Origin of the sequence: Croceicoccus estronivorus (assembly GCF_001625325.1) — a bacterium.
In the GTDB taxonomy this organism is placed as follows: Bacteria; Pseudomonadota; Alphaproteobacteria; order Sphingomonadales; family Sphingomonadaceae; genus Caenibius; species Caenibius estronivorus.
This window is the reverse complement of the sequence record NZ_JRQQ01000002.1, coordinates 564,419-590,420: the sequence shown is the minus strand read 5'-3', so window position 1 is coordinate 590,420 and position 26,002 is coordinate 564,419. Positions and strand designations below refer to the sequence as shown.

The following is a 26,002-nucleotide window of genomic DNA, read 5'->3' as shown; positions in this document are numbered from 1 at the left end:
GCATTCTCTTGCGCTGACAGGATGATGACCCTAGGCAACCAGCATGGCTGACGAGCAGCGGACATATTCGAGTGAAAGTGGCATCTCTGGCCGGAAGCTGGGGATCAGGACGTTTATTCTGGGCGTTCTGGTGGCTTTTGTACTTGGGGCTGCGGCAGTAGGCTGGGTAGCCTGGCGGAATGGGTTCGACATCCGGTCGTTGGGCGCGCCTGTTCCGGAACAGGTGGATGAGGAAGCCGCAGCCGCTCAAACATCGGCAGATGAGGATATCAAACTCGAGAAGCCGGGTCCGGACATTGCCGCCGCCGCCGCGGAAGCGGTGGGTGCTGCCGAAAAGGTGGAGAGGGTGGCCGAGGCGCAAGGCGGCTTCGATCAACGGATTGCCGCTATGGAGCAGCGCCTCACCCGCCTCGACCTGCAAGCGCAGGCTGCATCGGGTAATGCTGCGCGGGCTGAAGGATTGCTGATTGCCTTTGCTACTCGCCGCGCGATGGAACGAGGGGCGCCGCTTGGCTATCTTGCCGATCAGTTGCGGTTGAGATTTGGTGACGCGTGTCCCAACGCCGTGAGGACCATTATCGAAGATGCTCGCGATCCGGTTACGCTGGACCAGTTGGTTGCCCGGCTTGAGGGAATCTCTCCGGCGCTGGTCAAGTCGCCCGAGGGTGAAGGTTTCTGGACGCGTGCCCAGCGTGAGCTCAACAACCTGTTCGTCATCCGCCGCGATACCTCCCCTTCTCCCGCGCCGCGCCGCCGGTTGGAAAGGGCCAAGATGTTCCTCGAAAGTGGCCGGGTCGAAGCAGCCGTGGCCGAAGTGAAAAACATGCCGGGGGCGGATGCGGATCATGTGCAGGATTGGGTGCGCGATGCGGAACGCTATGCCGCTGCGCAAGCAGCACTTGATCTGATCGAGACGACTGCCGTGCTGGACCCGCATGACCTGCGGGATTCCCGTGGCAAGTCGGTGGAGCAGCTAAGCCCTGCGGTAGAAAATTGAGCGTAAGGCGCGCTTAACGCACCATTTCCTGTGTGACGCGATTTGTCAGTTCCCTGCCGGCTTCGGCGTCCGAGAGATTGGCCAGTGTGGTCTGGGCGATGGCGGCCAGGGCTTCTTGAGTCAGGAATGCCTGGTGGCCGGTGACCAGGACGTTGGGGAAAGTCAGCAGCCGCTGGAAAATGTCATCCTGAACGATTTCGTCTGACAGGTCGCGGAAAAAGAGATCACCCTCCTGCTCATACACATCCAGGGCAACACCGCCGACCTTGCCGGATTTGAGGGCCTCGATCAGGGCAATCGTATCGATAAGCCCTCCGCGGCTGGTATTGATCAGCAGGAGGCCGGGGCGGGCCATATCCAGTGCCGTACTGTCGATCAGGTGTCGGCTATCGGGTGTCAGGGGGCAATGCAGGGTTACGATCTCGGCCTCGCGCAACAAGGTTTCGCGAGAGACATATTCGACGCCCGCTGCTTTCAATTCGGGGTTTTCCGTGAGATCGGCCGCCAGAACACGGCAACCGAACCCTGTTTGCAGGATTCGGGCAACGATCGCGCCGATCCTTCCGGTCCCGATCACGCCGACCACGCGGCCATGCAGATTACGCCCGACCATGCCGTCGAGAGAGAAGTTGTTTTCCCGCGTCCTTGCCCAGGCACGGTGAATCTTCCGATCGAGCGCCAGCAGCAGCCCGATGGAAAATTCGGCAACGGCATGGGGAGAATAGGCGGGCACGCGGACTACGTCGATGCCAAGACTGGCCGCTGCGGCAAGATCGACATTGTTGAACCCGGCACAGCGCAGAGCGACGAGTTTTATGCCGAGAGCGGCCAGCTCTTTCAGAACGGTGGCATCCAGTACGTCATTGACGAAAACACAGACTGCATCGCACTTCGCGGCCAACGGTACCGTGCCGGAGTCCATATCCGCCTCATAGAAAACAAGTTCATGCTGATGGCTGGTATTGGCAGCGGACAGATAGGCGCGATCATATTTACGCGTTCCGAATACGGCGACCCGCATTTCTCTACCTCCAGGCAGTTGCAGCCAACGCTTGGGCCTCCGACCCTATCATAGCTTCGGGTATCGCCAACCCGGTGCGGAGGCTTCTAGGCTTTCAGCAACCGCGGCAGGGTGCCTGACACGCCTCTCGCTTCGTCCATGAAGAGCTTTTTCAAAGGGCCGATCCGCTGAACGCCGGCCATGCCGAAACGACGAATGGCGGAGGGAAGTCGTCCGGGAATGCCGAACAGCCGTGTCACACTGTCGCAAGTGAGCGCGACAGTGAAATTGTCCAGACTGCGCCAACGCTCGTACCGCTTGAGCAGTTGCGCATCCCCTGGATCAAGGCCGAGACGCATGCCGTCGACGAGCACTTCCACCAGCGCGCCGACATCGCGCAGGCCGAGATTGAGTCCCTGTCCCGCGATCGGGTGGATGCCGTGCGCGGCATCGCCAGCCAGAACAAGCCGTTCCGCTGTCATTCTGGCAGTATGCTGGAAACCCAGCGGATAGGAAGAACGCTGGCTGTTGAGCGTTATCGCCCCGAACAGCCCCTCCATCCGCTTCTCCACTTCGGAGACAAATGCCCGTTCCGAAAGAGCGAGCACGCCAGCGGCATCCCGTTCCGCAACCGTCCAGACCAGTGCGCTGCGATGCTGGCCGTCGGGCCCGTCGAGCATGGGCAGCAAGGCGAAGGGCCCTGCAGGGTAGAAAATCTCCCACGCGACATTGCCGTGCGGCTTTTCATGATCCAGCCCGACGATGATGGCCCGGTGTTTGTAATCCCATCGCGCGAGTTGGAGCCCGGCTTCTTCGCGGGTAGGGGAACGGCGCCCCTCGGCGGCGACCATCAGTCGGCCCTTGAGCACCTCGCCATTGGCAAGTGTCGCGGAAACGCCGTAGGCGTCGCGCTGCCGCTCTGTCACGCGTGCGGGGGCGTGCCATTCGATCAGCTCTTCTTCCCGCGCCGCTTCGAAGAGCGCTTGCCGCAAGGTGCGGTTGGCGAACATGTGCCCCAGGGAACCTTCATGCGGTTCCGGCCGGAAATCGATCCGCCCCGGCTTCATGGCATCGGTCACGGCAATGGCGTCGATTGGGCAACCTTGTGCCTTCAGTCGTTCGCCCAGGCCGATGTTGCAGAAAAGGTTCCAGCTCGCCGTGGAAATCGCGGAAGCGCGTCCGTCAAATCCGTCCGCCGTCAGCGATGCCGGATCGGCCATATCGACCACATGACTGGCAATGCCCTGCCTGGCTGCGGCCAGTGCCAGCGTCATGCCTACCAGTCCGCCGCCAAGGATCAGCAATTCGCGCGTTTCGGACATGACTCGTTCCATTGCGGGTTCAGATAGCCTGCCCTAAAGCCCCCGGCATCATGAGCGCAAGGACAATGCCGCTTTTTGCCGTCAGGCTCTCACTGGTTCTGCTAGTGTTGCTGTTTGCCGTGCTGTTGGTCCATCCGGTTCGGGCGGCAGAGAATCACATTCAGGCCGAATTGGTTGCGAATGGCACTGCTGCGCCAGGGCAGACTGCCGAACTGGCGTTGCATTTCCGTCCGGCGGAAGGCTGGCATGGCTATTGGACCAATCCAGGCGACGCCGGGTACGGGATGACGCTGGACTGGGACCTTCCGCAGGGCTGGACAGCAGGCGATCCGGATTATCCGGTGCCGCACACGCTCAAAATCGGCTCGTTGATGAATCACGTCTACGAAGGCGACTATGCGGTGTTGGTGCCTCTGCGCGTGCCATTTGACGCTCAGGCAGGCAAACCGGTTATACTCAGCGTTGATGCCCAGTGGCTTGCCTGTACAGATACCATCTGTGTTCCGGAACAGGCTGTTCTCTCAGTCGTGCTGACACCTGGTGCAGGCCTCGCCGATGATCGGTTCGATGCATGGCGGGCCGCCATCCCGGCAATGCTGGACAGGCCAGCGCGATTTGGCCTGAATGAAGGCAAGGTACGGATCGCGATCCCTCTTCCGGCAGCGCTCAGGCTTGCTGATCCGCACGTCTTTGTCGAGACTACTGAACTTGTCGATTATGCGGCGCAGCAACATTTCATGCGCAAGGGCGATTGGCTGGTGGCAGAACTTTCGCGCAAGGGAACTCTGGAACCCTCGGCGGTTACCGGAATACTGCGGCTTGACGATGCCGGAAACGGGGTTCGCTTCGAAGCAAGCCCAGGGGCTGTTCCCAAGGGGGGAACGCCGGTTGCGATGGGGCCGGATGCAGGTGGACCTTCGCTCTGGATACTTCTGGCGGGGGCGTTGGCGGGCGGTTTGCTGCTCAATGTCATGCCCTGCGTTTTCCCGATTCTCAGCCTCAAGGCGTTGAGCCTCGCCCGTGCTGGTGAAAGTGAAGCAGAGGCCCGGCGGGAGGGGGTAGCTTACACTGCCGGTGTCGTACTCGCCTGTCTCGCGCTCGGTACGCTGTTGCTCGTATTACGCGCCGGGGGAGAGCAAGTTGGATGGGCATTCCAGCTTCAGGAACCTGGAGTGGTTATCGGCCTGTTGTTGCTGGCCGTTGCCGTCACTGCCAATCTGGCGGGGTTGTTCGAACTGCCCAGCCTGTCGATTACGCGTGATGGCAAGCCTGGCGGGGCTTTCGCCACTGGCTTGCTGGCAGCTTTCGTTGCCACACCCTGCACTGGTCCATTCATGGCCGCAGCCATGGGCGCGGCCCTGCTTTTGCCCATTCCGCAAGCCTTGCTGCTGTTTGCCACTTTGGGGCTGGGGCTCGCCTTGCCTTTCCTGGCATTGGGTTGGGTGCCTGCGCTGCGGGCCATGCTGCCTCGCCCTGGTAACTGGATGGTGCGCTTTCGCCACATTCTGGCCGTGCCGATGGGGCTGACGGCCCTTGCCCTGCTGTGGTTGACAAGCAGGCTTGGCGGGGTGGGATTCGCACTGGCTGCCGGGTTGACGACGTCTGGGCTGTTGATTGCCTTGTGGGTGCTGGGTCGCCGCCAGCGGCAGGGCAGGGCCGGGCTCGCACCGTTCGCGACAATCGCTGCGCCTTTCGCATTGTTCGCCGTGGTCGCCCTCCCAGCCAGTTTCGCTGCGCCAAGTGCTGCGGATGCGGGCTTGCTCGCTCCACGTGTGTTTAGCGATACGGCCTTGAATGAGGCGCGGGCCAGCGGAAAACCCGTTTTCCTGTGGTTTACGGCTGATTGGTGTGTAACCTGCAAGGTTAATGAGAGCATTGCGATTGATCGCGAGGCGACCAAGAAGGCCTTTGGCCAGGCCGGTGTTATTGCCATGCGTGGCGACTGGACCCGGCGCGATCCTGCAATCACGCACTTTCTTACCGAAAATGGCGCGGCGGGCGTGCCGCTCTATCTCTGGTATCCGGCAAATGGTGATGCGCAGAAACTGCCTCAGGTTCTGGGGCCGGAAAGCCTCGTCACTCTGGCAGATCGGTCCCGTGGCGGCGGCACCAACTGACGAGCCGGGCAGGTTCGCCACTGGCCGCAAGGTTCAGAGAACCCCCCCCCGGTAAAGTCGCTTCAATCGGCCCGCCATCCAGAAATACATCCAGCGCAGGATCCTCTGCCGGAACCAGGCTTTCCCATCGCCAGTCGCCACCCACTGCATGGGCATCTGCGTTTATGCGCGTGATCTGCTTGCGGCCGATCAGTGCAAACAGCGCTTTTGCACCGGGGTCGGCAGGGGTCAGGCGGACGATGCGCATCTTGGGTGCGGCATTTTCGGTGAGTTCACATTTGAGCGTGAGAAACGGCGGTGCACCGGGTTTCCCGAAACGTAGCGATCGAGCGCCATCCATGGCTTCCCACACGGCCCCCTTGGTATCGGGCGAAGTGGCAATGATATGGGAGACGTGGGGTGCGATGTCGTCGAGAGAGAACTTTTCGACAGCGTTGCTTGTCTGCCCACCACAGGCGGCGAGGAGCAGAAGAACAGGGGTGATAACTGGGGCGAGGGATTTACGTCTCATTTCTTCCTGCCTGGCAGTGAGATTATTCCGATAACCACGAGGAGCAGGGTGAGAACGGAATCAACGGCTTCGTAAGGCGTCATAGCTACCTCATTTCGAATCGGTAGCCTCCAATTATTGTCACATTCGCCGTGACGTGTAGGTTCGCTATGTGTGATGCTCAGAACCACAAAGCGTCATCATCTTCCCCACTTCCGTTGTGTCTTGCCGTAGCGCATCTTGCGGGTGCCGGGTCTTCCTTCGTTTGAACGCCCAACCATTGGGGCCTTGCGTTCGTCTTCCGGCAGCCCGAGTTCTTCCGCTTCGAGCTTGCGGATTTCGTCGCGCAGACGACCTGCTTCCTCAAATTCGAGGTCAGCCGCTGCGGCGCGCATCTTCGCTTCGAGTTCCTCGATGTAAGCGCGCAAATTGTGGCCAACGAGATTGTTTCGACCGTCTTCCGTTTCGATCTCGACCGTTACTCCGTCCGCCGCCGCACTGTGAGCGACAATGTCCGCGATCTGGCGCTTGATCGTCTGTGGGGTGATGCCGTGTTCTTCGTTGTAGGCGCGTTGCTTTTCCCGGCGGCGCTCGGTTTCCGCCATGGCACGTTCCATGCTGCCGGTGATCCGGTCGGCATACAGAATGACTTTGCCATCCACGTTGCGTGCGGCGCGGCCAATCGTCTGCACCAGTGAGGTCTCGCTGCGCAGGAAGCCTTCCTTGTCCGCATCGAGAATGCACACCAGCCCGCATTCCGGAATGTCCAGGCCTTCGCGCAGCAGATTGATGCCAACCAGCACGTCATAGACGCCCATGCGCAGGTCGCGGATCAGTTCGATACGCTCCAGCGTTTCGACGTCGGAGTGCATGTAGCGGACCCTGATGCCTGCCTCATGCATAAATTCCGTGAGGTCTTCAGCCATGCGCTTGGTCAGCGTGGTGACGAGGGTCCGATAGCCTTTGGCTGCGGTTTCGCGGCATTCATTGATGCAATCCTGAACCTGGTCCTCCACCGGGCGTACTTCGACCGGTGGGTCGATCAATCCGGTCGGACGGATCACCTGTTCGGCGAACACGCCGCCGGTTTGTTCCAGTTCCCAAGGGCCCGGCGTGGCCGAAACGGCAACAGTCTGCGGCCGCATCGCATCCCATTCGTTGAAGCGCAACGGGCGGTTGTCGATGCAGCTAGGCAAGCGGAAGCCATATTCGGCCAGTGTCAGCTTACGGCGATGGTCCCCACGCGCCATTGCCCCGACCTGAGGCACGGTTTGGTGGCTTTCATCGACGAACAACAGGGCATTATCCGGCAGATATTCGAACAGGGTCGGCGGTGGTTCCCCAGGCAGACGCCCGGTGAGAAAGCGGCTGTAATTCTCAATCCCCGCACAACTGCCCGTGGCAGCAATCATCTCCAGATCGAAGTTGGTCCGTTGTTCCAGCCGCTGGGCTTCCAGCAGACGGCCCTCGGCGTTCAGTTCCTTGAGTCGTTCGGCCAGCTCGAACTTGATTGCCTCGGCCGCCTGTTTCATCGTCGGGCCGGGCGTGACGTAGTGCGAATTGGCATAGACCCGCACTTTGTCCAGGCTGGCGCCTTTCTTGCCGGTCAGGGGGTCGAATTCGGCGATTTCCTCAATCTCGTCGCCGAAGAAACTGATCCGCCAGGCCATGTCTTCGTAGTGGCTCGGGAAAATTTCGAGATTGTCACCCCGTACGCGGAACATGCCGCGGGCAAACGCGGCATCGTTGCGTTTGTACTGCAGGGCGACGAGTTTGCGGATGATTTCGCGCTGATCGACAGTGTCGCCTGTCTTGATATCGAAAATCATCGCCGAATAGGTTTCGACCGATCCGATACCGTAGAGGCAGGAAACCGATGCGACGATGATCACATCGTCCCGTTCGAGCAGAGCGCGAGTCGCGGAATGGCGCATCCGGTCGATCGCTTCGTTTACCGAGCTTTCCTTCTCGATATAGGTGTCGGACCGGGGGACGTACGCTTCGGGCTGGTAATAGTCGTAATAGCTGACGAAATATTCCACCGCGTTGTCGGGGAAAAAGCTCTTGAACTCGCCATAGAGCTGCGCCGCAAGAATCTTGTTTGGCGCCAGGATCAGGGCCGGGCGTTGCAGTTCCTCTATGACCTTGGCCATCGTGAATGTCTTGCCTGAACCGGTAACACCCAGCAGAACCTGCGTCTTCTCACCTTCCCTTGCCGCCGAGACGAGCTCGGTAATTGCGGTCGGTTGATCTCCGGCCGGCTCGTAATCCGATTGGATCACGAAGCGTTTCCCACCATCCGTCTTGTCGGGGCGTTGGGGTTTGTGGGGAGTGAAGCTGCCCGAGGTGTCGGGCTCTTCCAGCCCCCTGCGGATGATGAGTTCGGCCATGGGCGGGAATATGGGAGCAAGTGGTCCGGCACGCAATCCGTTGGCATTGGCGTCCTGGCTTGGTAGCTAGGCGCCAAACTATAAATCTGTCGCGGAACTGAAACTCATTCCGGAGAATTCCATGCGTATGAAATCTGTCTTGTCGTTCGCTGCTCCTCTCGCTGCCGCACTCCTTCTTGCGGGCTGTGGCAAATCCGACGAAGGCCCGAAAACGCCGGAACAGGCGGTCGCCGAAGCGGCAAAAATGGAAAAGCCGGAGCCGGGGAAATATCGTTCCAGCGTGAAAGTGCTCGAATTCGACGTGCCCGGCTTGCCTCCGGAACAGGCGAAGCAGATGAAAGCGATGATGTCAGCACAACAGACACAGACGCACGAGTTTTGCCTTACGGCCGATGACGTCGAGAAAGGCTATAAGGAAATGATCAAGAAATCTTCAGAGGGTAATTGTTCCTTTGATCGTTTCGATGCGAGCTCGAACACGCTGGATGCACAGATGACCTGTGACATGGGGCAGGGGACGAAGGCCTCCATGACAATGAACGGGACAACATCTGCCACGGGCTCCAACATGGTCATGGATATCAATCATTCTGCCCCGCAAATTCCGGGCGGGGAAATGCATACGAAGATGGAAGTGACGAATGAACGGATTGGCGAATGCAGCTGACCGGGCGGATCGAGGCCGCGCGGCTGCCGTTGCATTGCGACGGTGATGGCTTCAGGTACGGCTAAAAGAAACGGGGCCGACACCGCCTCGCGCATGGCGTCGTTTTACAGGGAAGCGGCGCGGCGGGCGGCGTTGGCCGGAGAGCCAAGACCCAAAGGTGTCAAGGGGCCGCCGCTCAAGCACTTGCTGGGCGAACTCGATGTACTGGCTGAACCGTTCCGGCGTGCGGGACGGACATTTCCGGTCAGACGTGCGGAGCATCCGCGCACTGTGATGCTGTTGCCGGGTTTCGGGACCCATCCCGTCCGGATGCGCTACATGGCGCAGCAGTTGGAGCGTGCCGGGCACAAGGTCAAACGCTGGGGGCTCGGCTTCAACTTTGGACCTACCGAAAAGAACATTGCCCAACTGGAAGTCCGTTTGATCGGACTTCACGAACGCTATGGCCGTCCAGTCGTGTTGGTGGGCTGGAGTTTGGGTGGTCTCTTCGCTCGCGAACTTGCTCGTCGCCATCCGGACCTTGTCGCCAAGGTGATTACGATGGGATCGCCTTTTTCCGGTAGTCCCCGCGCAAACAATGCCTGGCGCATATACCACCTTGTGACAGGCCATGCTGTCGAGGCGCCACCGATAGACAGTGATCTCGCGGAGAAGCCTCCCGTGCCGACAGTTGCCTTGTGGAGCCCTCGTGACGGGATCGTTTCCGCCCGGTCGTCTCGTGGCCGACCGGGAGAGCGGGACAAGGAAATCGCGTTGCGTTGCACCCACCTCGGCTTCGCCTATTCTCCCGAGGCAATCGGAGCCGTTCTGCGCGAATTGGAGGAGATATGAAAAAGATGAGGGAGGCTTCCCGAGGCCATTGACACGCGGATTTCCCGTGCCATTGTTGCAATGCAGCATAAGAGGCTTATGAACACGACCAGCCCGACTTTCGACGAAATGTTTACTGCCGATGGCGGTATCCGCCCTGCCTACGCCGGCTACAATGAATGGCTTGAGGTGCAGGACCAGCATTGGATGACTCACAAGGGCGCGGAGGCAGAGGCATTTTTTCGCCGCACCGGAATCACCTTCAATGTCTATGGCGAACAGGATGCTGAAGAGCGGCTGATTCCCTTCGATATGGTTCCGCGCATTATCACCGGTGCTGAATGGCGGAAACTGTCGCGCGGGATCGAGCAGCGAGTGAGGGCGATCAATGCCCTGATCCACGATCTCTATCATCGGCAGGAAATCATCCGTTCGGGTCGTCTTCCCGAGAGACTGTTTCGAGACAACGATGCCTGGTTGCCGGAAATGGTCGGCTTCACGCCGCCGGGTGGGGTTTACACCCACATTGTCGGGATTGATCTGGTGCGGACCGGAGCCGACGAATTCATGGTGCTGGAGGATAATGCCCGCACGCCCAGCGGGGTCAGCTACATGCTGGAAAACCGCGAAACCATGATGGCGATGTTTCCGGAACTCTTCACCAAGATGCGTGTGCGGCCGGTTTCGGATTATCCCAGGCGACTGGCAAAAAGCCTGGCCGCGTGTGCGCCCGATTGTGCTTCGCGTCGTCCCGTGGTCGCGGTGCTGACACCGGGGGTCTATAATTCAGCCTATTTCGAACATGCCTTCCTTGCCGACCAGATGGGTGCGGAACTGATTGAAGGCAGCGATCTTCATGTCGAAAATGGCCGAGTGTGCATGCGCACGACGCGCGGCTATCAACCGGTCGACGTGATATATCGCCGGATTGACGACGATTTCCTCGATCCGTTGAGCTTCAATCCGTCGAGTTTGCTGGGCGTGCCGGGGATCATGGATGTTTACCGTGCCGGCCGGGTCACGATCGCAAACGCGCCTGGGGCGGGTGTGGCGGATGATAAAGCCATCTACAGCTTCATGCCGGAAATCGTTGAATTCTATACCGGTGAGAAGCCTCTGCTGCCCAATGTGCCGACCTGGCGCTGTGCGGAAAAGGACAGCCTGGCCTACGTTCTCGATCATCTGGAAGAGTTGGTCGTCAAGGAAGTCCATGGGTCGGGTGGCTATGGCATGTTGATCGGGCCGACCTCATCCAAGCGGGAAATCAGAGCCTTTCGCCGGAAGCTGGAGGCGAAACCGGAAAACTATATCGCCCAGCCAACTCTTGCGCTGTCGACGGTGCCGATCTTCACACGCAAGGGACTGGCCCCGCGTCACGTCGATTTGCGGCCTTTCGTTCTTGTCTCGCCCAAGGGAATTGAAATCACTCCTGGCGGGCTGACGCGAGTAGCTATGAAGAAGGGCTCGCTAGTCGTTAATTCCAGCCAGGGCGGTGGGACCAAGGACAGTTGGGTGCTGGACGACTGATGGACGCCGCAAGACATATGACCGGACTTTTCGCATGCTAGGGCGCACTGCCAACAGCATCTTCTGGATGTGCCGCTATCTTGAACGGGCGGAAAATACCGCCCGTCTGCTCGACGCCGGCTTTCGCATGTCGCTTACGCGTGCGTCGGATGCGGCGAGCGAGGAATGGCGTTCCGTCATCGTGACCTTGGGGCAACTCGAACATTATGACTCGCTCTACGATGGCTACAGCGGGCCGCAGGTCTGCAATTATGTTCTGCGTGACAGGGAAAATCCCAGTAGCGTGTTGTCCATGTTCGAAATGGCGCGGACCAATGCGCGGGTTGCCCGCTCTTCTCTGACCATGGAGGTATGGGAAGCAGTGAACGAGGGCTGGATGACCTTGAAAGACATCCTTGCCAGGCCGGTCAGGGAGAGCAATCTCGGCACGGTTCTCTCAGCCATTCGGCGAGAGTCGACGCTCTTTCGTGGTGCGACCTACGGCACGATGCTGCGGAACGACATCTACCACTTCGCCCGTGCCGGTACGTTCATCGAACGGGCGGACAACACCGCGCGCATTCTTGACGTCAAATATCACCTGCTATTGCCGTCGCTTTCCTATGTTGGCTCCAGTCTGGATTCTTCGCAGTGGGATCAGGTCTTGCGATCGTTGGCGGGTGATCGGGTCTATAGCTGGCTCAATGCAGGGCAGATGGACCCGCGGGGTATTGCCGAGTTTCTCATTCTTGATTGGCGTTTCCCGCGCAGCCTTGCCTTCAGCTATGAACAGTTGCGTCAGCAACTGGCTGAGCTTGCTCTGGAATACGGACAGGAAAGCGACGTCCATGTTCTGATAGGGAATACCGCCCACTGGTTATCCGAACGGACCATCGACAGTATCTTCGAAACCGGTCTGCATGAATTCCTGATCGACTTTATTGACCGCAATCAAGCCGTCGCGAATGCGATTGCGGAGGATTACCGGTTCATCGCCTAAAAGCCCAAGGACCCTGCCTGTGCACCTCGCCATCGAACACACGACCCGTTACCGTTTTGCCGAACCGGTCGCATACGCTTTGCAGAGGCTGCGCCTGACGCCCAAGGAAACGCACGGACAACGAATTGCCCATTGGAAAGTGCATTATCAAGGCGTCGCCGAAGAACTGTCGTATGACGATCAGAACTGCAATCATGTGACACTGGTGTCTGTCGAACCCGGGACAACAGAAGTCGTCATCACGTGTGAGGGTATTGTCCACACGGAAGATCATGCGGGAATCATCGGCCGCCATGCTGGTCATTTGCCTTTGTGGAGCTTCTGCAGTCAGACTCCCTACACCCGGCCAGGCGTGAAAATGCGTTCGCTTGTTGCGACGATCCGCCGGGAGGAGAGCGATATTCTGGCGCAGCTTCACGCATTGTCCGCCGGGATTCTTGAGCACGTGGTGTACGAGGCCGGGCACACTGGTGTCGATACGACCGCTGAACAGGCGCTCGATGCCGGAAAGGGCGTGTGTCAGGACCATTCCCACATTTTTGTGGGGGGCGCGCGACTGCTGGGAATTCCGGCGCGATATGTCAGCGGTTATCTGATGATGGATGATCGGGTTAATCAGGAGGCTACCCACGCCTGGGCTGAGGCTCACGTCGAGGGGTTGGGTTGGGTTGGCTTCGATGTATCGAATGGAATCAGCCCCGACGCGCGCTATATTCGAGTGGCTACAGGGCGCGACTACAAGGAAGCGGCGCCGATCACAGGCATCAGTTTTGGCGGGGTCGAGGAAGATTTGCATGTCCAACTGGCCGTGGAACGACAGACCAGTGAGCAGTGATTTGAACGATTGATCGCGACGGACTTGATCGCTAGCGCCTTGTGGGCGGCAGGGGATAGCGTCGCGAACAGGGGATTCACATGACCTATTGTGTAGGAATGATGCTGGACAAGGGTCTTGTGCTCATGAGCGATACCCGGACCAATTCCGGTGTCGATAACATCTCGATCTTCCGCAAGATGTTTCACTGGTCGGTGCCAGGGGAGCGTATCATTGCGGTTATGACCGCCGGTAATCTCGCGACGACCCAGGCGGTTATCAGTCAGTTGGAAGAACGCAGCAAAGCCCCGTCGGAACGCCAGAATTCCCTGCTTGAAGCTCCGACCATGTTTCAGGTGGCGGTAGAGATCGGGAAACTCCTGCGCGAAACGATTCAGGAATCGCAAAGTGACAACGGCCAGTCCGGGGAAGGGCGTTTTACGGCGTCGATGATCCTGGCCGGGCAGATTAACGGCATGGAGCCGCGGGTATTCATGATTTACCCGGAAGGCAATTTCATCGAAGCAAGCTTCGATACGCCTTTTTTCCAGATTGGTGAGACCAAATACGGCCGCCCCATCATCATTCGTGCCTATGACCGTGACATGAGCTTCGAAGATGCCGTGAAGCTGCTGATGGTGTCGTTCGATTCGACGCTCAAGGCCAATTTGTCGGTCGGCATGCCGCTTGATCTCCTGGTGATTGAGCGGAACAAATTCGAACCTGTGCATGAACGGCGCATCCAGTTGGATGACGAATATTTTCAAGTGATATCATCCAATTGGGGTGATGCGCTGAAAGCCGCCTTCCACTCTCTTCCGGATTACACCTTTGATATGGAAGAGGCCGCACAACGCGATTGATCTCGCGCGACGCGTCAAGCCAATAGTCCGATTCGGATTGGCCGAGGCGGTCAAATCATGCGTGATTGCGGATTGTGACGCATGATTTGGTCCGCATTGGGGTTAACCAATGCTGTATAACATTCCTATTCCAGACAGTGTGGGAATGTGGATAGCGAAGGGGTTGGAGCGCGCGGATAGTGGAGGAAGGTGCGTGGACGGGAACGGTCTGAGTTAACCTTCTTTTGGTTTTTTTCGCCGAAAAGTCCCAACTCTATACTGTTTCAAGCCGCAGATGGTGGAGCAAGGTCGGCTGCGCTCCTGCCGTGGTGGGTCTCATCTAGCTTTTTGTGATCAAGCGAATGATTGCGCGTGCGAACTACTTTTGCCAATGATGATAAGATAATTACAAATATAAGAAATAAACTAATTGAATTAACTTTTTAGAATATTTGAAAAATATCAATGCTATCGGGTCAAGGCGTTCCGGAACTATGATTGAAGAATTTGAAGGCGAAAATTCTGTCTGGGCGGACAGGGCCGATGATGTCGCTATAGATATGCCGGAAGATCCCGTTTCGCACTATGATGAACTCGTTGAAGTTGCTGAGAAAATACTGAAGCTGGCAGATAGTGTCCGACCTGTGGTCGAGGTCGAGAGGGCTGCTGTAGTAAGCAAGGAGAGAGTTCTCTTCATTGCAGAATCATTGTTCAAATTCCGGCGCAGCAGGCAAAACTTCCTGCCTGCCGAAATTCTTGGGGAACCATCTTGGGATATCCTGCTTGATCTATTCATAGCGGCTTTGAAAGGAGAGGAGCGGCTGGTGAAGCAACTGTGTCTCGCTGCGCAGGTCCCCTCGACTACTGCCTTAAGGTATATCTCTAAACTTGAAGAGTGCGGCGTTATCAGGAGGATATCCGATAAAATTGATCGGCGGAGAATTTACATATCGTTGACGAAATGTGGATATAAATCCATGAATAATCTGGTTTTATCACTCAACGATTTTGAGGTTTAGATCTGTGCGTGCAGAGTGAAGGTTCGTGGTAAAGATCGACCCTCTGCCCGGATTGATCCCGTCATTTCCGGAACGCTTTTGCCGGAGTTGTTTGCACTTTGTTCCAGTGGGCGCACATAACGGGTCCGATCTGGAATAAAATCGTTCTATATTAAGGGGTTTGGACTCGCCATCGTCACAAATATGGAACAGGGGCTTGTCATTCACTTTCTGGGAGGCACGGATCGTTTCCGGGCAGAGGGCGCGCAGAGCGCTTTCCTCCTTGGTCATCACGCTGAAGTCTATGAGACTGTGGAGGAACTTCTGGAGCGCCCCCCGCGCAAGGGGTTCGTCATCGCATATGACGATGTTGAAACGAGTGCGGTTACCGAAGTGCTCGCAGAGCTTGGTTCCGCCGGAATCTGGTTGCCGGTTGTTGCCGTCCATGTAACTCCGGAAGTGGAATCCGCGGTTGCAGCGATCAAGGCTGGCGCGCTCGATTACCTGGCGCTGCCGCTTACATCTGAACGACTGGCGGAACTGGCTGATGCCGCTGCGCACGAAATCGAAGGACACGCAGATGCCCGCCGCCGGATGGTCGCCGCACGCAATCGGCTGGCCGGGCTGAGCCGGAGAGAACACCAGGTGCTCGATCGGCTGGCGGAAGGAAACAGCAACAAGGCGATCGCTCAGGCTCTGAAGATCAGCCCGCGAACGGTCGAAATTCATCGCGCCAGCATGATGAGGAAACTGGGTGCCCACCACGCCGCGGAAGCGGTTCGCTTACGGTTGGAAGCACGGTTGGACGATAGGGAGCGCAAGACGGGATAACTTGTGTCCTTGGCTAGGCAAGCTCGGCCGTGCGTGCCGTATCTTACCGGCAAAACGCGCTGTCACTGACTTCGAGATGAAGATGGTCGCGATGTGCGGTGTTGTAGCCGGGGCCCAGAACGGTCCCGAACCGTTTGCATGCGCTGTCCTGCACTACCCGCAAGAACTGGCGTTCCTTTGTGCTGCCGCCATTCCAGTCGTCCAGAACGCTGATCCGGCGACCGTCTTCGAGAATGAAGGCCGCAATATCCACGGCATTGGCCGTGGCATGTGCCGAACGACGTGCTGTGCCGGCAACATTGCGGCAATTGTAGCTGCCCATGGTTTCGATTCTGGCCAACCCGCTGCCGAGCATCTGGCGAGCCGCGCGATCGACGCCATAACGTGCCCAGCCAGCCAGAGTGTTGGCGACGGGACATGCGACGGGCCCCAGGTTGGAGACGCCTAGCTCCTCATAGTCCCCCCTTATGGCGGACAATTCCACCGTGTTGAGGTTGGAGCAGCCTGCTCCGAAGTACCGATCCGGCAGGGGGGTGAAATTGGCTCTGGTGTGACCGAGTTCTGCCAGGCATTGTCGGGCTTCCGGCCTGGGAGAGGTCACAGTCGTGGATTGGCGCACGCTGCGCCCTTTGGATGCTTGCGGAATGTCCATGCAAGCGCCGAGCATTGCCAAAACGGGCAGGAGAGCAAAGATCCGCCTCATGTTTCTGCCTCTGCCAGCTCCATGGTTAATATCCGGTTGACGAAGCAGTGCCTTGTCGAACGATATCGACCGTTTCGTCAAGCTTCGGCTTGACATGCCCGGACGCGACCCTATTGGCGGCTTCGGGCCACGCGGTCCCAACGCCGCGCGAGCTCTCTGCAAGGAGAGTCTACATGACTGAGAATACGCTTCCGGTGCGCAAGCCTGCGCGTCCGTTTTTTTCTTCCGGTCCCTGCGCCAAGCCGCCGGGATATTCCCTCGAAAACCTAGCCACCGACTCGCTTGGCCGATCGCATCGCGCGAAAATCGGCAAGAGCCGCCTCGGCTATTGCATCGACCTGATGCGCGAAGTGCTGCAACTGCCTGATACCCATCGCATTGGCATCGTACCGGGTTCGGATACGGGTGCATTTGAAATGGCGATGTGGACAATGCTGGGCGAACGTCCGGTGACGACGCTGGCGTGGGAAAGCTTCGGTGAAGGTTGGGTCACCGATGCGCTCAAGCAGCTTAAGCTCGAACCGACTGTCCTTCGCGCCGATTACGGTCATTTGCCGGATCTGGGTGCTGTCGACTGGTCGAATGACGTGATCTTCACCTGGAACGGTACGACCTCCGGCGTTCGCGTTCCCAATGGCGACTGGATTCCCAATGACCGGCAGGGCTTGTCCTTTGCCGATGCGACCAGCGGTGTGTTTGCCTACGATATTCCGTGGGACAAGATCGATGTCGCCACTTTCTCCTGGCAGAAGGTGCTGGGCGGTGAAGGCGCACATGGTGTGCTGATCCTTGGTCCGCGTGCGGTCGAGCGGCTGGAAAGCTATACGCCGTCCTGGCCGCTGCCGAAAGTTTTCCGCCTGACCAAGGGCGGCAAGCTGATCGAGGGGATATTCAAGGGCGAAACGATCAACACTCCGTCCATGCTGGCGGTGGAAGACTGCATCGCCGCGCTCGAATGGGGCAAGTCGCTGGGGGGGCTGGAAGGGCTCAAGGCCCGCGCCCAGGCCAATGCCGATGCGCTGAATGCCATCGTAGAAAGCCGCGACTGGCTCGGCCATCTTTGTGCGGACAAGGCCAATCGTTCGATTACCAGTGTCTGCCTGACGGTGGAGGGTGCCGATGCCGACTTCATCAAGAAGTTTGCGGGACTGCTGGAAGCCGAAGGTGCCGCCTACGATATCGCGGGTTATCGCGATGCGCCGGCCGGGTTGCGCATCTGGTGCGGTGCCACGGTCGATACGGCTGACATCGAAGCGCTCGGTCCCTGGCTGGATTGGGCATACGCCTCGCTCAAAGCCTGATTGAAGGGTTGCCGCCCTGTTCTGGAAGGGCGGCGCCTTCTTCTCCCGAAATTACGTTCCTGCACCGGCAGGGATACTCCCAACGGAGTGACTGACATGACCAAACCCAAAGTCCTCATTTCCGACAAGATGGACCCGAACGCGGCGAAGATTTTCGAAGCTCGGGGCTGCGATGTCGATGTAATCACCGGTGAAAATCCGGAGCAGTTGATTGCGCGCATCGGTGAATACGATGGCCTTGCGATCCGTTCATCAACCAAGGTCACCAAGGAAATTCTCGACGCGGCAACCAACCTCAAGGTGATTGGCCGCGCCGGAATCGGTGTCGACAATGTCGATATTCCCTACGCCAGTTCCAAGGGCGTGGTGGTGATGAACACGCCGTTCGGCAACTCGATCACCACTGCCGAACATGCGATTGCCATGATGATGGCGCTGGCCCGCCAAATCCCGGAAGCCAACACGTCCACCCAGGCTGGAAAGTGGGAGAAGAACCGCTTCATGGGGGTCGAAGTGACCGGCAAGACTCTGGGCCTGATCGGCGCGGGGAACATCGGTTCGATCGTCGCCAGCCGGGCACTGGGCCTGAAAATGAAAGTGGTGGCTTTCGACCCCTTCCTGACCGAAGAACGGGCGTTGGAAATTGGCGTCGAAAAAGTCGAACTGGACCAGCTCCTTACGCGTGCCGATTTCATTACGCTGCACACGCCGCTGACCGATCAGACCCGCAATATCCTGTCGAAGGAAAATCTGGCCAAGACCAAGAAGGGCGTGCGAATCGTCAATTGCGCGCGTGGCGGATTGATTGATGAAGCGGCGCTCAAGGAAGCACTGGACAGTGGCCAGGTAGCGGGGGCCGCGCTCGATGTGTTCGAGACGGAACCGGCCAAGGAATCGCCGTTATTCGGTACGCCTAACTTCATTTGCACCCCGCACCTTGGTGCTTCGACCACGGAAGCGCAGGTCAACGTCGCGTTGCAGGTGGCGGAACAGCTGTCCGACTATCTCATCGATGGCGGCGTCACCAATGCGCTCAACATGCCGTCGCTGTCCGCGGAGGAAGCGCCCAAGCTGCGGCCTTACATGGGGCTTGCGGAAAAGCTCGGCTCGCTGGTCGGCCAACTGGCGCATGGCAATCTGACGGAAATCAGCATCGAACGCGAAGGCGCGGCTGCGGAACTGAATGGAAAGCCGCTGACGGCGGCAGTGCTCGCCGGGTTCATGAGCAACTATTCCGACTCCGTGAACATGGTCAATGCGCCGTTCCTGGCCAAGGAACGGGGGCTGGACGTACGAACAGTGCGGCATGAACGCGAAGGCGTTTACCACACGTTGCTGCGTGTCACCGTGGCGACAAGCCAGGGGCCGCGTTCGGTTGCGGGTACGCTGTTCGGGAAGGATCAACCGCGGCTGGTCGAAATTTTCGGCATTGGCATCGAGGCTGATCTCGAAGGGAACATGCTTTACATCGTGAACCAGGATGCACCGGGGTTCATTGGTTCGGTCGGCTCGCTGCTGGGTGAGAACGGGATCAATATCGGGACGTTCCATCTTGGCCGCCGGGAAACGGGCGGGGAAGCCGTATTGCTGCTCTCTGTCGATCAGGAGATTCCGGAATCGGTGTTGCAGGCTGCTTGCGCTCTGCCGGGCGTCAAGACGGTCAAGGCATTGAAGTTCTGATTGCCAAATGTCGCGCGTTTCCCGTCCGTCGCCAGCTTGTTGCGGGCGGACGGGAATCGTTCGTTGAACGGTAAATGGGTTTCCTGAGACAATTTCAGGGATCTTTCTCCGAAAAACCGGGTCCACTTTTCCGTACGATGCTCTAGTGGGCATCTCATTATGACCGACCCGACCCGCGATCTGTTGCCCGAAGGGCTCGAGGACTGGCTGCCAAGCGAAGCGGCGGCTGTGACCCGTATCAACCGTGCTGTCACGGATGTGATGGATAGCCACGGCTATGACAGAGTGCGTCCCCCGCTGATTGAATTCGAGAAATCCATGGCCGGGCGCATGGATGGTGTCCAGCCGCGCCGTATGTTCCGTTTCGTGGACCCTTCCAGCCTCCGGACACTGGCGCTACGCAGCGATATAACAGTGCAGGTCGGTCGGATTGCCGCGACGAGCCTTGCGGGAGCGCCTCGTCCGCTGCGCCTTTGTTACGGCGGACAAGTGCTGACGATCAAGGGCGACGGCCTCGACCCTACGCGGGAGCGTCTGCAGCTTGGTGCGGAACTGATCGGTAGCGATTCGGTTGCCGCAGCCAGCGAGATTGTCACGATCGCTATTGAAGCGCTCGCTTCTGCCGGGGCGCGTAATATCTCCGTCGATTTCACCTTGCCGGATCTGGTCGACACGCTTGCCAAGGGGCCATTCCCGCTTGACGCAGACCAGATTGAAACTGTCAGGCGAGAGCTTGATGCGAAGGATGCCGGTGCGCTGAAGGCCGGGGGAGGGGGGGCCTATCTTCCGCTGCTCTATGCAACCGGGCCCTTCGCTGACGCTATCGAACAGCTTGCCGCGATTGATGCCGGTGGTGTCCTGGCCAAGCGGATTGAGGGGCTCAGGCAGATTGCCGAACGGATCAGTGGCAAGGCGCGCATTACGCTCGACCCGACCGAGCGGCATGGGTTCGAATATCAGAGCTGGTTCGGCTTCACGCTATATGCCGAAGGCGTGCGTGGTGCGTTGGGCCGCGGTGGTACATACCGTATTCTGGGCTTGGACGAACCGGCAACCGGGTTTTCGCTCTATCCCGATGCGCTGGTCGATAATGACCGGTGCGATACGGATGCGCGAGACATTCTGTTTCTGCCTCTTGGGCATGACGTGGACGTGGCGGCACGTTTGCGGGTCATCGGTTGGCGGACTGTCGCAGCCCTTTCCGAGGGAGACGACGCCAAGGTGCTGGGGTGTACGCATGTGCTGAATGGTAAGGAACCAATGCGCCTCTGACTTTGAGCGGCGTTTTGTGGTGCCGGGTGCCTTGACACGTTCCGTCAGGTGCCGGTAACCCGCGCCGCGCAAACGGGCCTGTGGCAGGCCTATTTCGGCCATCCGCACGCCGAGTCCTGTCGAAGGGCGTGTACGGTCCACCTGGCAGGGTGAGGGATTCTGAACAATGGCGAATGTGACGGTGATCGGCGCCCAATGGGGTGACGAGGGCAAGGGAAAGATTGTCGACTGGCTTGCGAGCCGAGCCGATGCTGTGGTCCGGTTTCAAGGCGGGCACAATGCCGGCCATACCCTGGTCATCGACGGAACCACCTACAAATTGAGCCTGCTGCCTTCCGGAATCGTGACTGGCACACTGTCGATTGTCGGCAATGGCGTAGTGCTCGATCCATGGGCGCTGAAGGCGGAGGTCGAGAAGCTCATTGGGCAAGGCGTCGCCATCACGCCGGACAATTTCGCCATAGCTGACAATTGCCCGCTGATTCTGCCGATTCATCGTGATCTCGATCAGCTACGCGAAACTGCCGCTGGCAAGGGCAAGATCGGGACGACCGGCCGAGGAATCGGCCCGGCTTATGAAGACAAAGTCGGCCGTCGTGCGATCCGCGTGTGCGACCTTGCGCATCTTGATACGCTCGACCCTCAACTCGATCGTCTTTGCGCCCATCATGACGCATTGCGGGCGGGCTTTAACGAGCCGCCGGTCGACCGCGCGCGCCTGATTGCGGACCTCAAGGAAATCGCGCCATTCGTGCTGCAATTCGCCCAGCCTGTCTGGAAACGCCTGCGTGATGTGCGGAAGGAAGGCGCCCGCATCCTGTTCGAAGGGGCACAAGGCGTGCTGCTGGATGTCGATCATGGCACGTATCCCTTTGTAACGAGTTCCAACACAGTCAGTGGAACCGTGGCTTCGGGTTCGGGCGTTGGCCCCGGCTCGGCGGGTTTCGTTCTGGGTATCGTCAAGGCCTATACCACCCGCGTCGGGTCCGGCCCGTTTCCCACGGAATTGCAGGACGAGGTTGGCCAGCGGCTGGGCGAACGCGGTCATGAATTTGGCACGGTAACCGGCCGCCAACGCCGCTGCGGGTGGTTCGATGCCGTTCTTGTTCGGCAGAGCTGCGCCATTTCGGGTGTTACGGGGATCGCACTCACCAAACTCGACGTGCTCGATGGTTTCGATACTCTGAAGATCTGCACCGGCTACAAGCTGCGCGGCGAAGTGATCGATTATCTGCCCTCGCACGCGGCCGATCAGGCAGAGGTGGAACCCGTCTACGAAGAAATGGAAGGGTGGAAAGGCTCCACCGCAGGTGCGCGCAGCTGGGCCGACCTGCCGGCGCAGGCGGTAAAATATATCCGCCGGATCGAGGAACTGATCGATTGCCCGGTGGCGAGCGTGTCGACCAGCCCGGAACGGGACGATACCATTCTGGTACGGGATCCCTTCGAAGATTGATTTTCTCTGCTAGGGTGCATCCATGTGGCGCATCCTGGCTCTTCCGGCATTGCTTGGACTTGCTGCCTGCGTGGGGGATGTGCCCATGCAGGACGGCACGCGGATGCCGCCGGAACCCATCCCGGTCGATTTCGTCCTGGTCGACAAGTCAGACCGGACGTTGACGCTGTATGGGCAGGGGAAACCGCTGCGGCGCTATCCCAATCTGCAATTCGGTGACGAACCGATTGGGCACAAGAGGTTCGAAGGCGACGAAAGAACGCCTGAGGGACGATACGTCATCGATTATCGCAATCCGGACAGCCGCTATCACCTGTCTCTCCACATCTCCTATCCTGACGCAAGCGACAGGGCATTTGCTCAGGCGCACGGACGGTCACCCGGTGGAGACATTTTCATTCATGGGCAGCCCAATGGCCGGGTCGGGCGATTACCCGGTGACTGGACGGATGGTTGCATTGCCATGGCCAACGCGGAGATCGAGGAAATCTGGAGGATGGTGAGCGATGGAACGCCGATAGTCATCAGGCCGTAAAAAAATTCTTGCCATGATCCCTTTATGTTCTCATCATGTTCGAACTTAAAGGAGTCGAACATGGCGCAGGCCAATTTTCTCTATGAACCGGCGAACGACAGCGCCGGATTGCCGCTGACGGTATCTGTCTTTGCCGATCGTCCTCATGTTCGTGCGGAAATGGGTGAAGATGCGGAAGCGGCCGGCTTTCGCCTTTCGGTGTGTGAAGATGTCGGCACTCTGCTTGGCGGGGAGGATATACGGGTCCTCGGCGAAGTCGTGTTGCTCGATTGTCCGCAGGTGGATGCGGCCAGCCTGGCAGCCTTGTGTCGCCTGGATATGCGGGTTGCGCGTTCCGGCGCGCATTTCATCGTTTCGACCACCGTCGATGCGCTGGACGATGTCTTTGCCTGTCTCGACCAATCTCGCCCCCAGATACTCGTCGACCCAACGCGCGCGGAACGGGTCATTGCGTTGGGCCGGGTGCTGGCGCGCGTTCCGAACCTCAAAGTGCGGGAAATGTCGCAGCAGGATCGGTTGATGCTGTTACGATTGACGGAGCAGGTCGATCAAGTCGCGGAAAGATTGGACCGGTTCGGCTCATCGGGTGCAGAACTGGCGTGGCCAGATGACAGACATTTCCGGGTGAAATCGCCTGCATCGCGTTTCCGTGGTGCGGATCAGGATGATGATTTCACACAGGCGGGTGATGCGGGTGCGCTGTCATTGCCAGAACCTCAGCTTGTCCGGCAGGTCATTCGGCAGCGGCAATTGCGTGCCCGCTTTTTCGATGCCGGACTGTTTGCCGATCCCGCATGGGACATCCTGCTCGACCTTACCGCTGCGCAGGGGGAGGGTAAGCGTGTGTCCGTGACCTCGCTTTGTATTGCCGCAAATGTTCCGCCGACCACTGGATTGCGATGGATATCGCAAATGACGGATGCGGGGCTTCTGGAGCGTGTGGAAGATGAAACGGACAGACGGCGCGCCTTCATTGTTCTTTCGGAACGCAGTGCCTCTGCCATGGCTGGTTATTTTGCCGCATTGGGCGGCGATACGGGGCACCTCGCATAGGATTTTGACGATCACAGCGCGGGTTTCAGGGAATTAGAACTGCGGCACCCTCGATTTTACCTTCGCGCAGGCGGGCAAGCGCTTCGTTGGCTTTGGCTAGAGGGAAAGGCACCACGTGGCTCTTTACTCTGCCTGCAACGTCGGGGCGCAGGAAACTGGTTCCGTCTTCGCGCGTCAGGTTCGCGACTGAGACAATCTCACGTTCGCCCCAGAGGTCGGCATAGGGAAATTGCGGAATATCGCTCATGTGGATACCTGCGCATACTACGCGACCCCCTTTGCGGACTGCCTTGAGTGCTGCTGGCACCAGTGAACCGACAGGGGCAAACAGGATTGCCGCATCGAGCAATTCAGGTGGTGGCTGCGTGGAAGAACCGGCCCAAGTGCAACCGAGCTGGTGCGCGAAAGCCTGTGCCGCCGTATCGCCGGGACTGGTAAAGGCATAGATTTCGCGACCTTGCGCGATTGCCAATTGAGCAAGGATGTGTGCTGCTGCACCGAAACCATAGAGGCCGATTCGCGCACCTTCACCCGCCATGCGGTAGGCCCGCCATCCGATCAGCCCCGCGCAAAGCAGCGGCGCGGCTTCCAGATCGCCGAGTCCGTCAGGAATGGGGAAGCAGAACCGGGCATCGGCAACGGCGTGCGTTGCGTAGCCGCCATCGCGCGTCGCACCGGTAAATTCCGGGTGGTCACACAGGTTTTCCCGTCCTTCCCGGCAATAGCTGCACGTACCGCAGGCATGGCCCAGCCAGGGAATTCCGACTCGGGTTCCCAAGGCAAAATCATCATACCCTTGCCCCAGTGCGATGATTCGCCCGACGATTTCATGGCCCGGTATGATGGGGTAACTAGCGGGAATGTCTCCGTCGACCACGTGAAGATCCGTGCGGCAAACGCCACATGCGAGGACCTCAACGAGCAATTCCCCTGGCCTAGGCGTTGGAACTGGGCGGGTTTCCGTGTGGAGCGATTGACCCGGCCCATGGCAGACCATTGCGGTCATGTGGGGTATGTCATGCGTCATCGAATAAATATCCCATGCCTGTTTTCCTGTTCCAAGCCGGATTGACCCGAACCGCAAAGCGTTTATTAGCGCGCCTTCGCAGCCATTGGTTTGCGCAAGGGCGGTTAGCTCAGTTGGTAGAGCATCTCGTTTACACCGAGAGGGTCGGCGGTTCGAGCCCGTCACCGCCCACCATTTCAGCCTGGTTCGAAAATTATCCGCTGCGTCCGGTGTAGAAGCGCGCTTTCGGTTCATGGAAGTGTCTTACGCGGGATTGCACAGGGTGACGTCACTGCTCGAACCGGGCATAGGCCAGCCATGAATAACGACCTGAAAAAGCCCCCACTTTGGAATGCGGATACGCTGTCATTCCGCGTTTGCCTGTCACTGGCAGTGATCTGGGTGATCGCCATCGCGGGATATGGCTTTGGATCGGGCTATTTCATGCAGCAGGCACGGGAACAGGTATTCAATCGATTGGCCGCAGAATGCATGGAGCATGCCGATGCCGTTCTATCCTTTTGATTCAGCGGATCGTGTCGAGACCTGCGTCGCGACCAAGTCGGCGTTTCTCGATAGCGGCGATATCTTCTTTCAAGGTGGTGGGATCTGGATTGCCGCGACCTGGTTGCTGCTGGTGCCTGCGTTCCTGATACTGGTAGGTGGCTCGTTTCGCTATCTTATGTGGCGCGGTCACAATCTCGTGCGCCTTTATGTTCGTTGGTTGAAAGGCGGTTCAGGCGTTCCCTGATACGTGGTGAAGGATGGTCCCAGTTGCGGGGGTACTGTCAGGATTTACCGCTCAGTCCCTCATCGACGAGCGTTCGCGCTTCCTTGCTCGACCAATCCAGATCACCGGCGATCCGCCAAACCTCGTGCCCATCGGCGTCATAAAGGATTGAAAGCGGCAGGTTTGTCCCTCCGAAATGAAAGGCGAGATCGTTTTGAGGGTCCAGCCACGGGGGCAGGTGGGAAAACTTCTTTTCGGCAAAGAACGGGGCGACCTTGTCGGCCCCCTGCATGTCCTGGCTGACGGTTACGACCTGCAATTTGCCCTGCATGTCGTTGGCCAAGCTGTCGAGCAAGGGCATTTCCGTCACGCACGGTGCGCACCAGGTTGCCCAGAGATTGAGCAGCACGGGAGTGCCTTTCAGATCGGGCAGGCGAAGCGTTTTGCCGGTCGGATCGGAAACCGTAAAATCGGGCATTCCG

25 protein-coding genes and 1 tRNA gene are annotated in these 26,002 nt (G+C 58.8%); 19 read left to right on the top strand and 7 right to left on the bottom strand.

The features are described 5' to 3' along the window. The first annotated feature begins 43 nt into the window (after positions 1 to 43). Entirely contained in the window at positions 44 to 997 is a 954-nt protein-coding gene (locus MB02_RS06125; protein ID WP_235829434.1) for a hypothetical protein, read from the top strand. Positions 998 to 1,010: 13 nt separating this feature from the next. Here the strand turns inward: MB02_RS06125 and MB02_RS06120 are convergent, their stop codons facing one another. Together MB02_RS06120 and MB02_RS06115 are read right to left on the bottom strand one after the other, a co-directional pair. Beyond that, the gene (locus tag MB02_RS06120) at positions 1,011 to 2,018 is read right to left on the bottom strand and encodes a 2-hydroxyacid dehydrogenase (protein ID WP_067533936.1); all 1,008 of its coding nucleotides are present in this window, start codon (positions 2,016 to 2,018) and stop codon (positions 1,011 to 1,013) included. An 86-nt stretch (positions 2,019 to 2,104) separates the two neighbouring features. Next, entirely contained in the window at positions 2,105 to 3,319 is a 1,215-nt protein-coding gene (locus MB02_RS06115; protein WP_067534235.1) for an FAD-dependent monooxygenase, read from the bottom strand. 65 nt (positions 3,320 to 3,384) lie between these two features. Between MB02_RS06115 and MB02_RS06110 the strand changes: the two genes are divergently transcribed. After that, on the top strand, positions 3,385 to 5,436 hold the full coding sequence (locus tag MB02_RS06110) for a protein-disulfide reductase DsbD family protein (RefSeq protein WP_082825991.1): 2,052 nt from the start codon (positions 3,385 to 3,387) through the stop codon (positions 5,434 to 5,436). On the opposite strand, the gene MB02_RS06105 is transcribed toward MB02_RS06110, so the two are convergent. Both MB02_RS06105 and uvrB read right to left on the bottom strand, forming a co-directional pair. Continuing rightward, on the bottom strand, positions 5,396 to 5,947 hold the full coding sequence (locus tag MB02_RS06105; RefSeq protein ID WP_067533930.1) for a hypothetical protein: 552 nt from the start codon (positions 5,945 to 5,947) through the stop codon (positions 5,396 to 5,398). The two genes, MB02_RS06110 and MB02_RS06105, sit on opposite strands and share 41 nt — an antisense overlap. Before the next feature lie 179 nt (positions 5,948 to 6,126). Beyond that, on the bottom strand, positions 6,127 to 8,316 hold the full coding sequence (gene uvrB, locus MB02_RS06100) for an excinuclease ABC subunit UvrB (protein ID WP_067533927.1): 2,190 nt from the start codon (positions 8,314 to 8,316) through the stop codon (positions 6,127 to 6,129). Positions 8,317 to 8,437: 121 nt separating this feature from the next. On the opposite strand from uvrB, the gene MB02_RS06095 reads away from it, so the two are divergent. From MB02_RS06095 to MB02_RS06060, 8 genes are all read left to right on the top strand, one after another. Further along, positions 8,438 to 8,983: a DUF3617 domain-containing protein gene (locus MB02_RS06095; RefSeq protein WP_082825990.1), complete on the top strand. Its 546-nt coding sequence runs from the start codon at positions 8,438 to 8,440 to the stop codon at positions 8,981 to 8,983. Between the two features lie 93 nt (positions 8,984 to 9,076). Next, the gene (locus tag MB02_RS06090) at positions 9,077 to 9,814 is read left to right on the top strand and encodes an esterase/lipase family protein (RefSeq protein WP_156495429.1); all 738 of its coding nucleotides are present in this window, start codon (positions 9,077 to 9,079) and stop codon (positions 9,812 to 9,814) included. A gap of 78 nt (positions 9,815 to 9,892) precedes the next feature. Beyond that, entirely contained in the window at positions 9,893 to 11,320 is a 1,428-nt protein-coding gene (locus MB02_RS06085; RefSeq protein WP_067533918.1) for a circularly permuted type 2 ATP-grasp protein, read from the top strand. A 34-nt stretch (positions 11,321 to 11,354) separates the two neighbouring features. Further along, positions 11,355 to 12,299, top strand: coding sequence for an alpha-E domain-containing protein (locus tag MB02_RS06080; protein WP_067533915.1), 945 nt, complete (start codon positions 11,355 to 11,357; stop codon positions 12,297 to 12,299). Positions 12,300 to 12,318: 19 nt separating this feature from the next. Beyond that, the gene (locus MB02_RS06075; RefSeq protein ID WP_067533912.1) at positions 12,319 to 13,134 is read left to right on the top strand and encodes a transglutaminase family protein; all 816 of its coding nucleotides are present in this window, start codon (positions 12,319 to 12,321) and stop codon (positions 13,132 to 13,134) included. A gap of 80 nt (positions 13,135 to 13,214) precedes the next feature. Beyond that, positions 13,215 to 13,976, top strand: a complete 762-nt coding sequence (locus MB02_RS06070; protein WP_067533909.1) for a proteasome-type protease — start codon at positions 13,215 to 13,217, stop codon at positions 13,974 to 13,976. Positions 13,977 to 14,449: 473 nt separating this feature from the next. Further along, positions 14,450 to 14,974, top strand: coding sequence for a winged helix DNA-binding protein (locus MB02_RS06065; RefSeq protein ID WP_082825989.1), 525 nt, complete (start codon positions 14,450 to 14,452; stop codon positions 14,972 to 14,974). A 183-nt stretch (positions 14,975 to 15,157) separates the two neighbouring features. Next, on the top strand, positions 15,158 to 15,784 hold the full coding sequence (locus tag MB02_RS06060; RefSeq protein WP_067533906.1) for a response regulator transcription factor: 627 nt from the start codon (positions 15,158 to 15,160) through the stop codon (positions 15,782 to 15,784). Between the two features lie 43 nt (positions 15,785 to 15,827). Here MB02_RS06060 and MB02_RS06055 read toward each other — a convergent pair whose 3' ends face one another. Then, a complete protein-coding gene (locus MB02_RS06055) occupies positions 15,828 to 16,487 on the bottom strand; it encodes an extensin family protein (protein ID WP_067533903.1) in 660 nt (219 codons plus the stop codon). 173 nt (positions 16,488 to 16,660) lie between these two features. On the opposite strand from MB02_RS06055, the gene MB02_RS06050 reads away from it, so the two are divergent. The 6 genes from MB02_RS06050 (at position 16,661) to MB02_RS06025 (ending at position 23,784) form a co-directional block, all read left to right on the top strand. Further along, complete coding sequence (locus MB02_RS06050) at positions 16,661 to 17,788, top strand: phosphoserine transaminase (RefSeq protein ID WP_067533900.1); 1,128 nt, start codon at positions 16,661 to 16,663, stop codon at positions 17,786 to 17,788. Positions 17,789 to 17,884: 96 nt separating this feature from the next. Then, complete coding sequence (serA, locus tag MB02_RS06045) at positions 17,885 to 19,468, top strand: phosphoglycerate dehydrogenase (RefSeq protein WP_067534229.1); 1,584 nt, start codon at positions 17,885 to 17,887, stop codon at positions 19,466 to 19,468. A gap of 159 nt (positions 19,469 to 19,627) precedes the next feature. Next, positions 19,628 to 20,740 (top strand): ATP phosphoribosyltransferase regulatory subunit, encoded by a 1,113-nt coding sequence (locus tag MB02_RS06040; protein ID WP_067533897.1) that lies wholly within the window; start codon positions 19,628 to 19,630, stop codon positions 20,738 to 20,740. A 166-nt stretch (positions 20,741 to 20,906) separates the two neighbouring features. After that, positions 20,907 to 22,196: an adenylosuccinate synthase gene (locus tag MB02_RS06035; RefSeq protein ID WP_067533895.1), complete on the top strand. Its 1,290-nt coding sequence runs from the start codon at positions 20,907 to 20,909 to the stop codon at positions 22,194 to 22,196. A gap of 22 nt (positions 22,197 to 22,218) precedes the next feature. After that, positions 22,219 to 22,731, top strand: coding sequence for a L,D-transpeptidase family protein (locus MB02_RS06030; protein ID WP_067533892.1), 513 nt, complete (start codon positions 22,219 to 22,221; stop codon positions 22,729 to 22,731). Positions 22,732 to 22,791: 60 nt separating this feature from the next. Then, on the top strand, positions 22,792 to 23,784 hold the full coding sequence (locus MB02_RS06025; protein WP_067533890.1) for a winged helix DNA-binding protein: 993 nt from the start codon (positions 22,792 to 22,794) through the stop codon (positions 23,782 to 23,784). A gap of 25 nt (positions 23,785 to 23,809) precedes the next feature. Here MB02_RS06025 and MB02_RS06020 read toward each other — a convergent pair whose 3' ends face one another. Further along, positions 23,810 to 24,781, bottom strand: a complete 972-nt coding sequence (locus tag MB02_RS06020) for a zinc-dependent alcohol dehydrogenase family protein (RefSeq protein WP_235829443.1) — start codon at positions 24,779 to 24,781, stop codon at positions 23,810 to 23,812. A 128-nt stretch (positions 24,782 to 24,909) separates the two neighbouring features. On the opposite strand from MB02_RS06020, the gene MB02_RS06015 reads away from it, so the two are divergent. The 3 genes from MB02_RS06015 to MB02_RS06005 all read left to right on the top strand — a co-directional run bounded on the left by MB02_RS06015 (position 24,910) and on the right by MB02_RS06005 (position 25,541). Continuing rightward, positions 24,910 to 24,985, top strand: a tRNA-Val gene (locus MB02_RS06015). A gap of 123 nt (positions 24,986 to 25,108) precedes the next feature. Then, a complete protein-coding gene (locus tag MB02_RS06010; protein WP_067533885.1) occupies positions 25,109 to 25,315 on the top strand; it encodes a hypothetical protein in 207 nt (68 codons plus the stop codon). Beyond that, positions 25,296 to 25,541 carry a hypothetical protein gene (locus MB02_RS06005; protein WP_067533883.1) on the top strand — a complete coding sequence of 82 codons (246 nt, stop codon included), beginning with the start codon at positions 25,296 to 25,298 and terminating at the stop codon, positions 25,539 to 25,541. The genes MB02_RS06010 and MB02_RS06005 overlap by 20 nt, the downstream gene beginning before the upstream one ends. Positions 25,542 to 25,578: 37 nt before the next feature. On the opposite strand, the gene MB02_RS06000 is transcribed toward MB02_RS06005, so the two are convergent. After that, the gene (locus MB02_RS06000; protein WP_328585413.1) at positions 25,579 to 25,998 is read right to left on the bottom strand and encodes a TlpA family protein disulfide reductase; all 420 of its coding nucleotides are present in this window, start codon (positions 25,996 to 25,998) and stop codon (positions 25,579 to 25,581) included. Between the last annotated feature and the right edge of the window lie 4 nt (positions 25,999 to 26,002).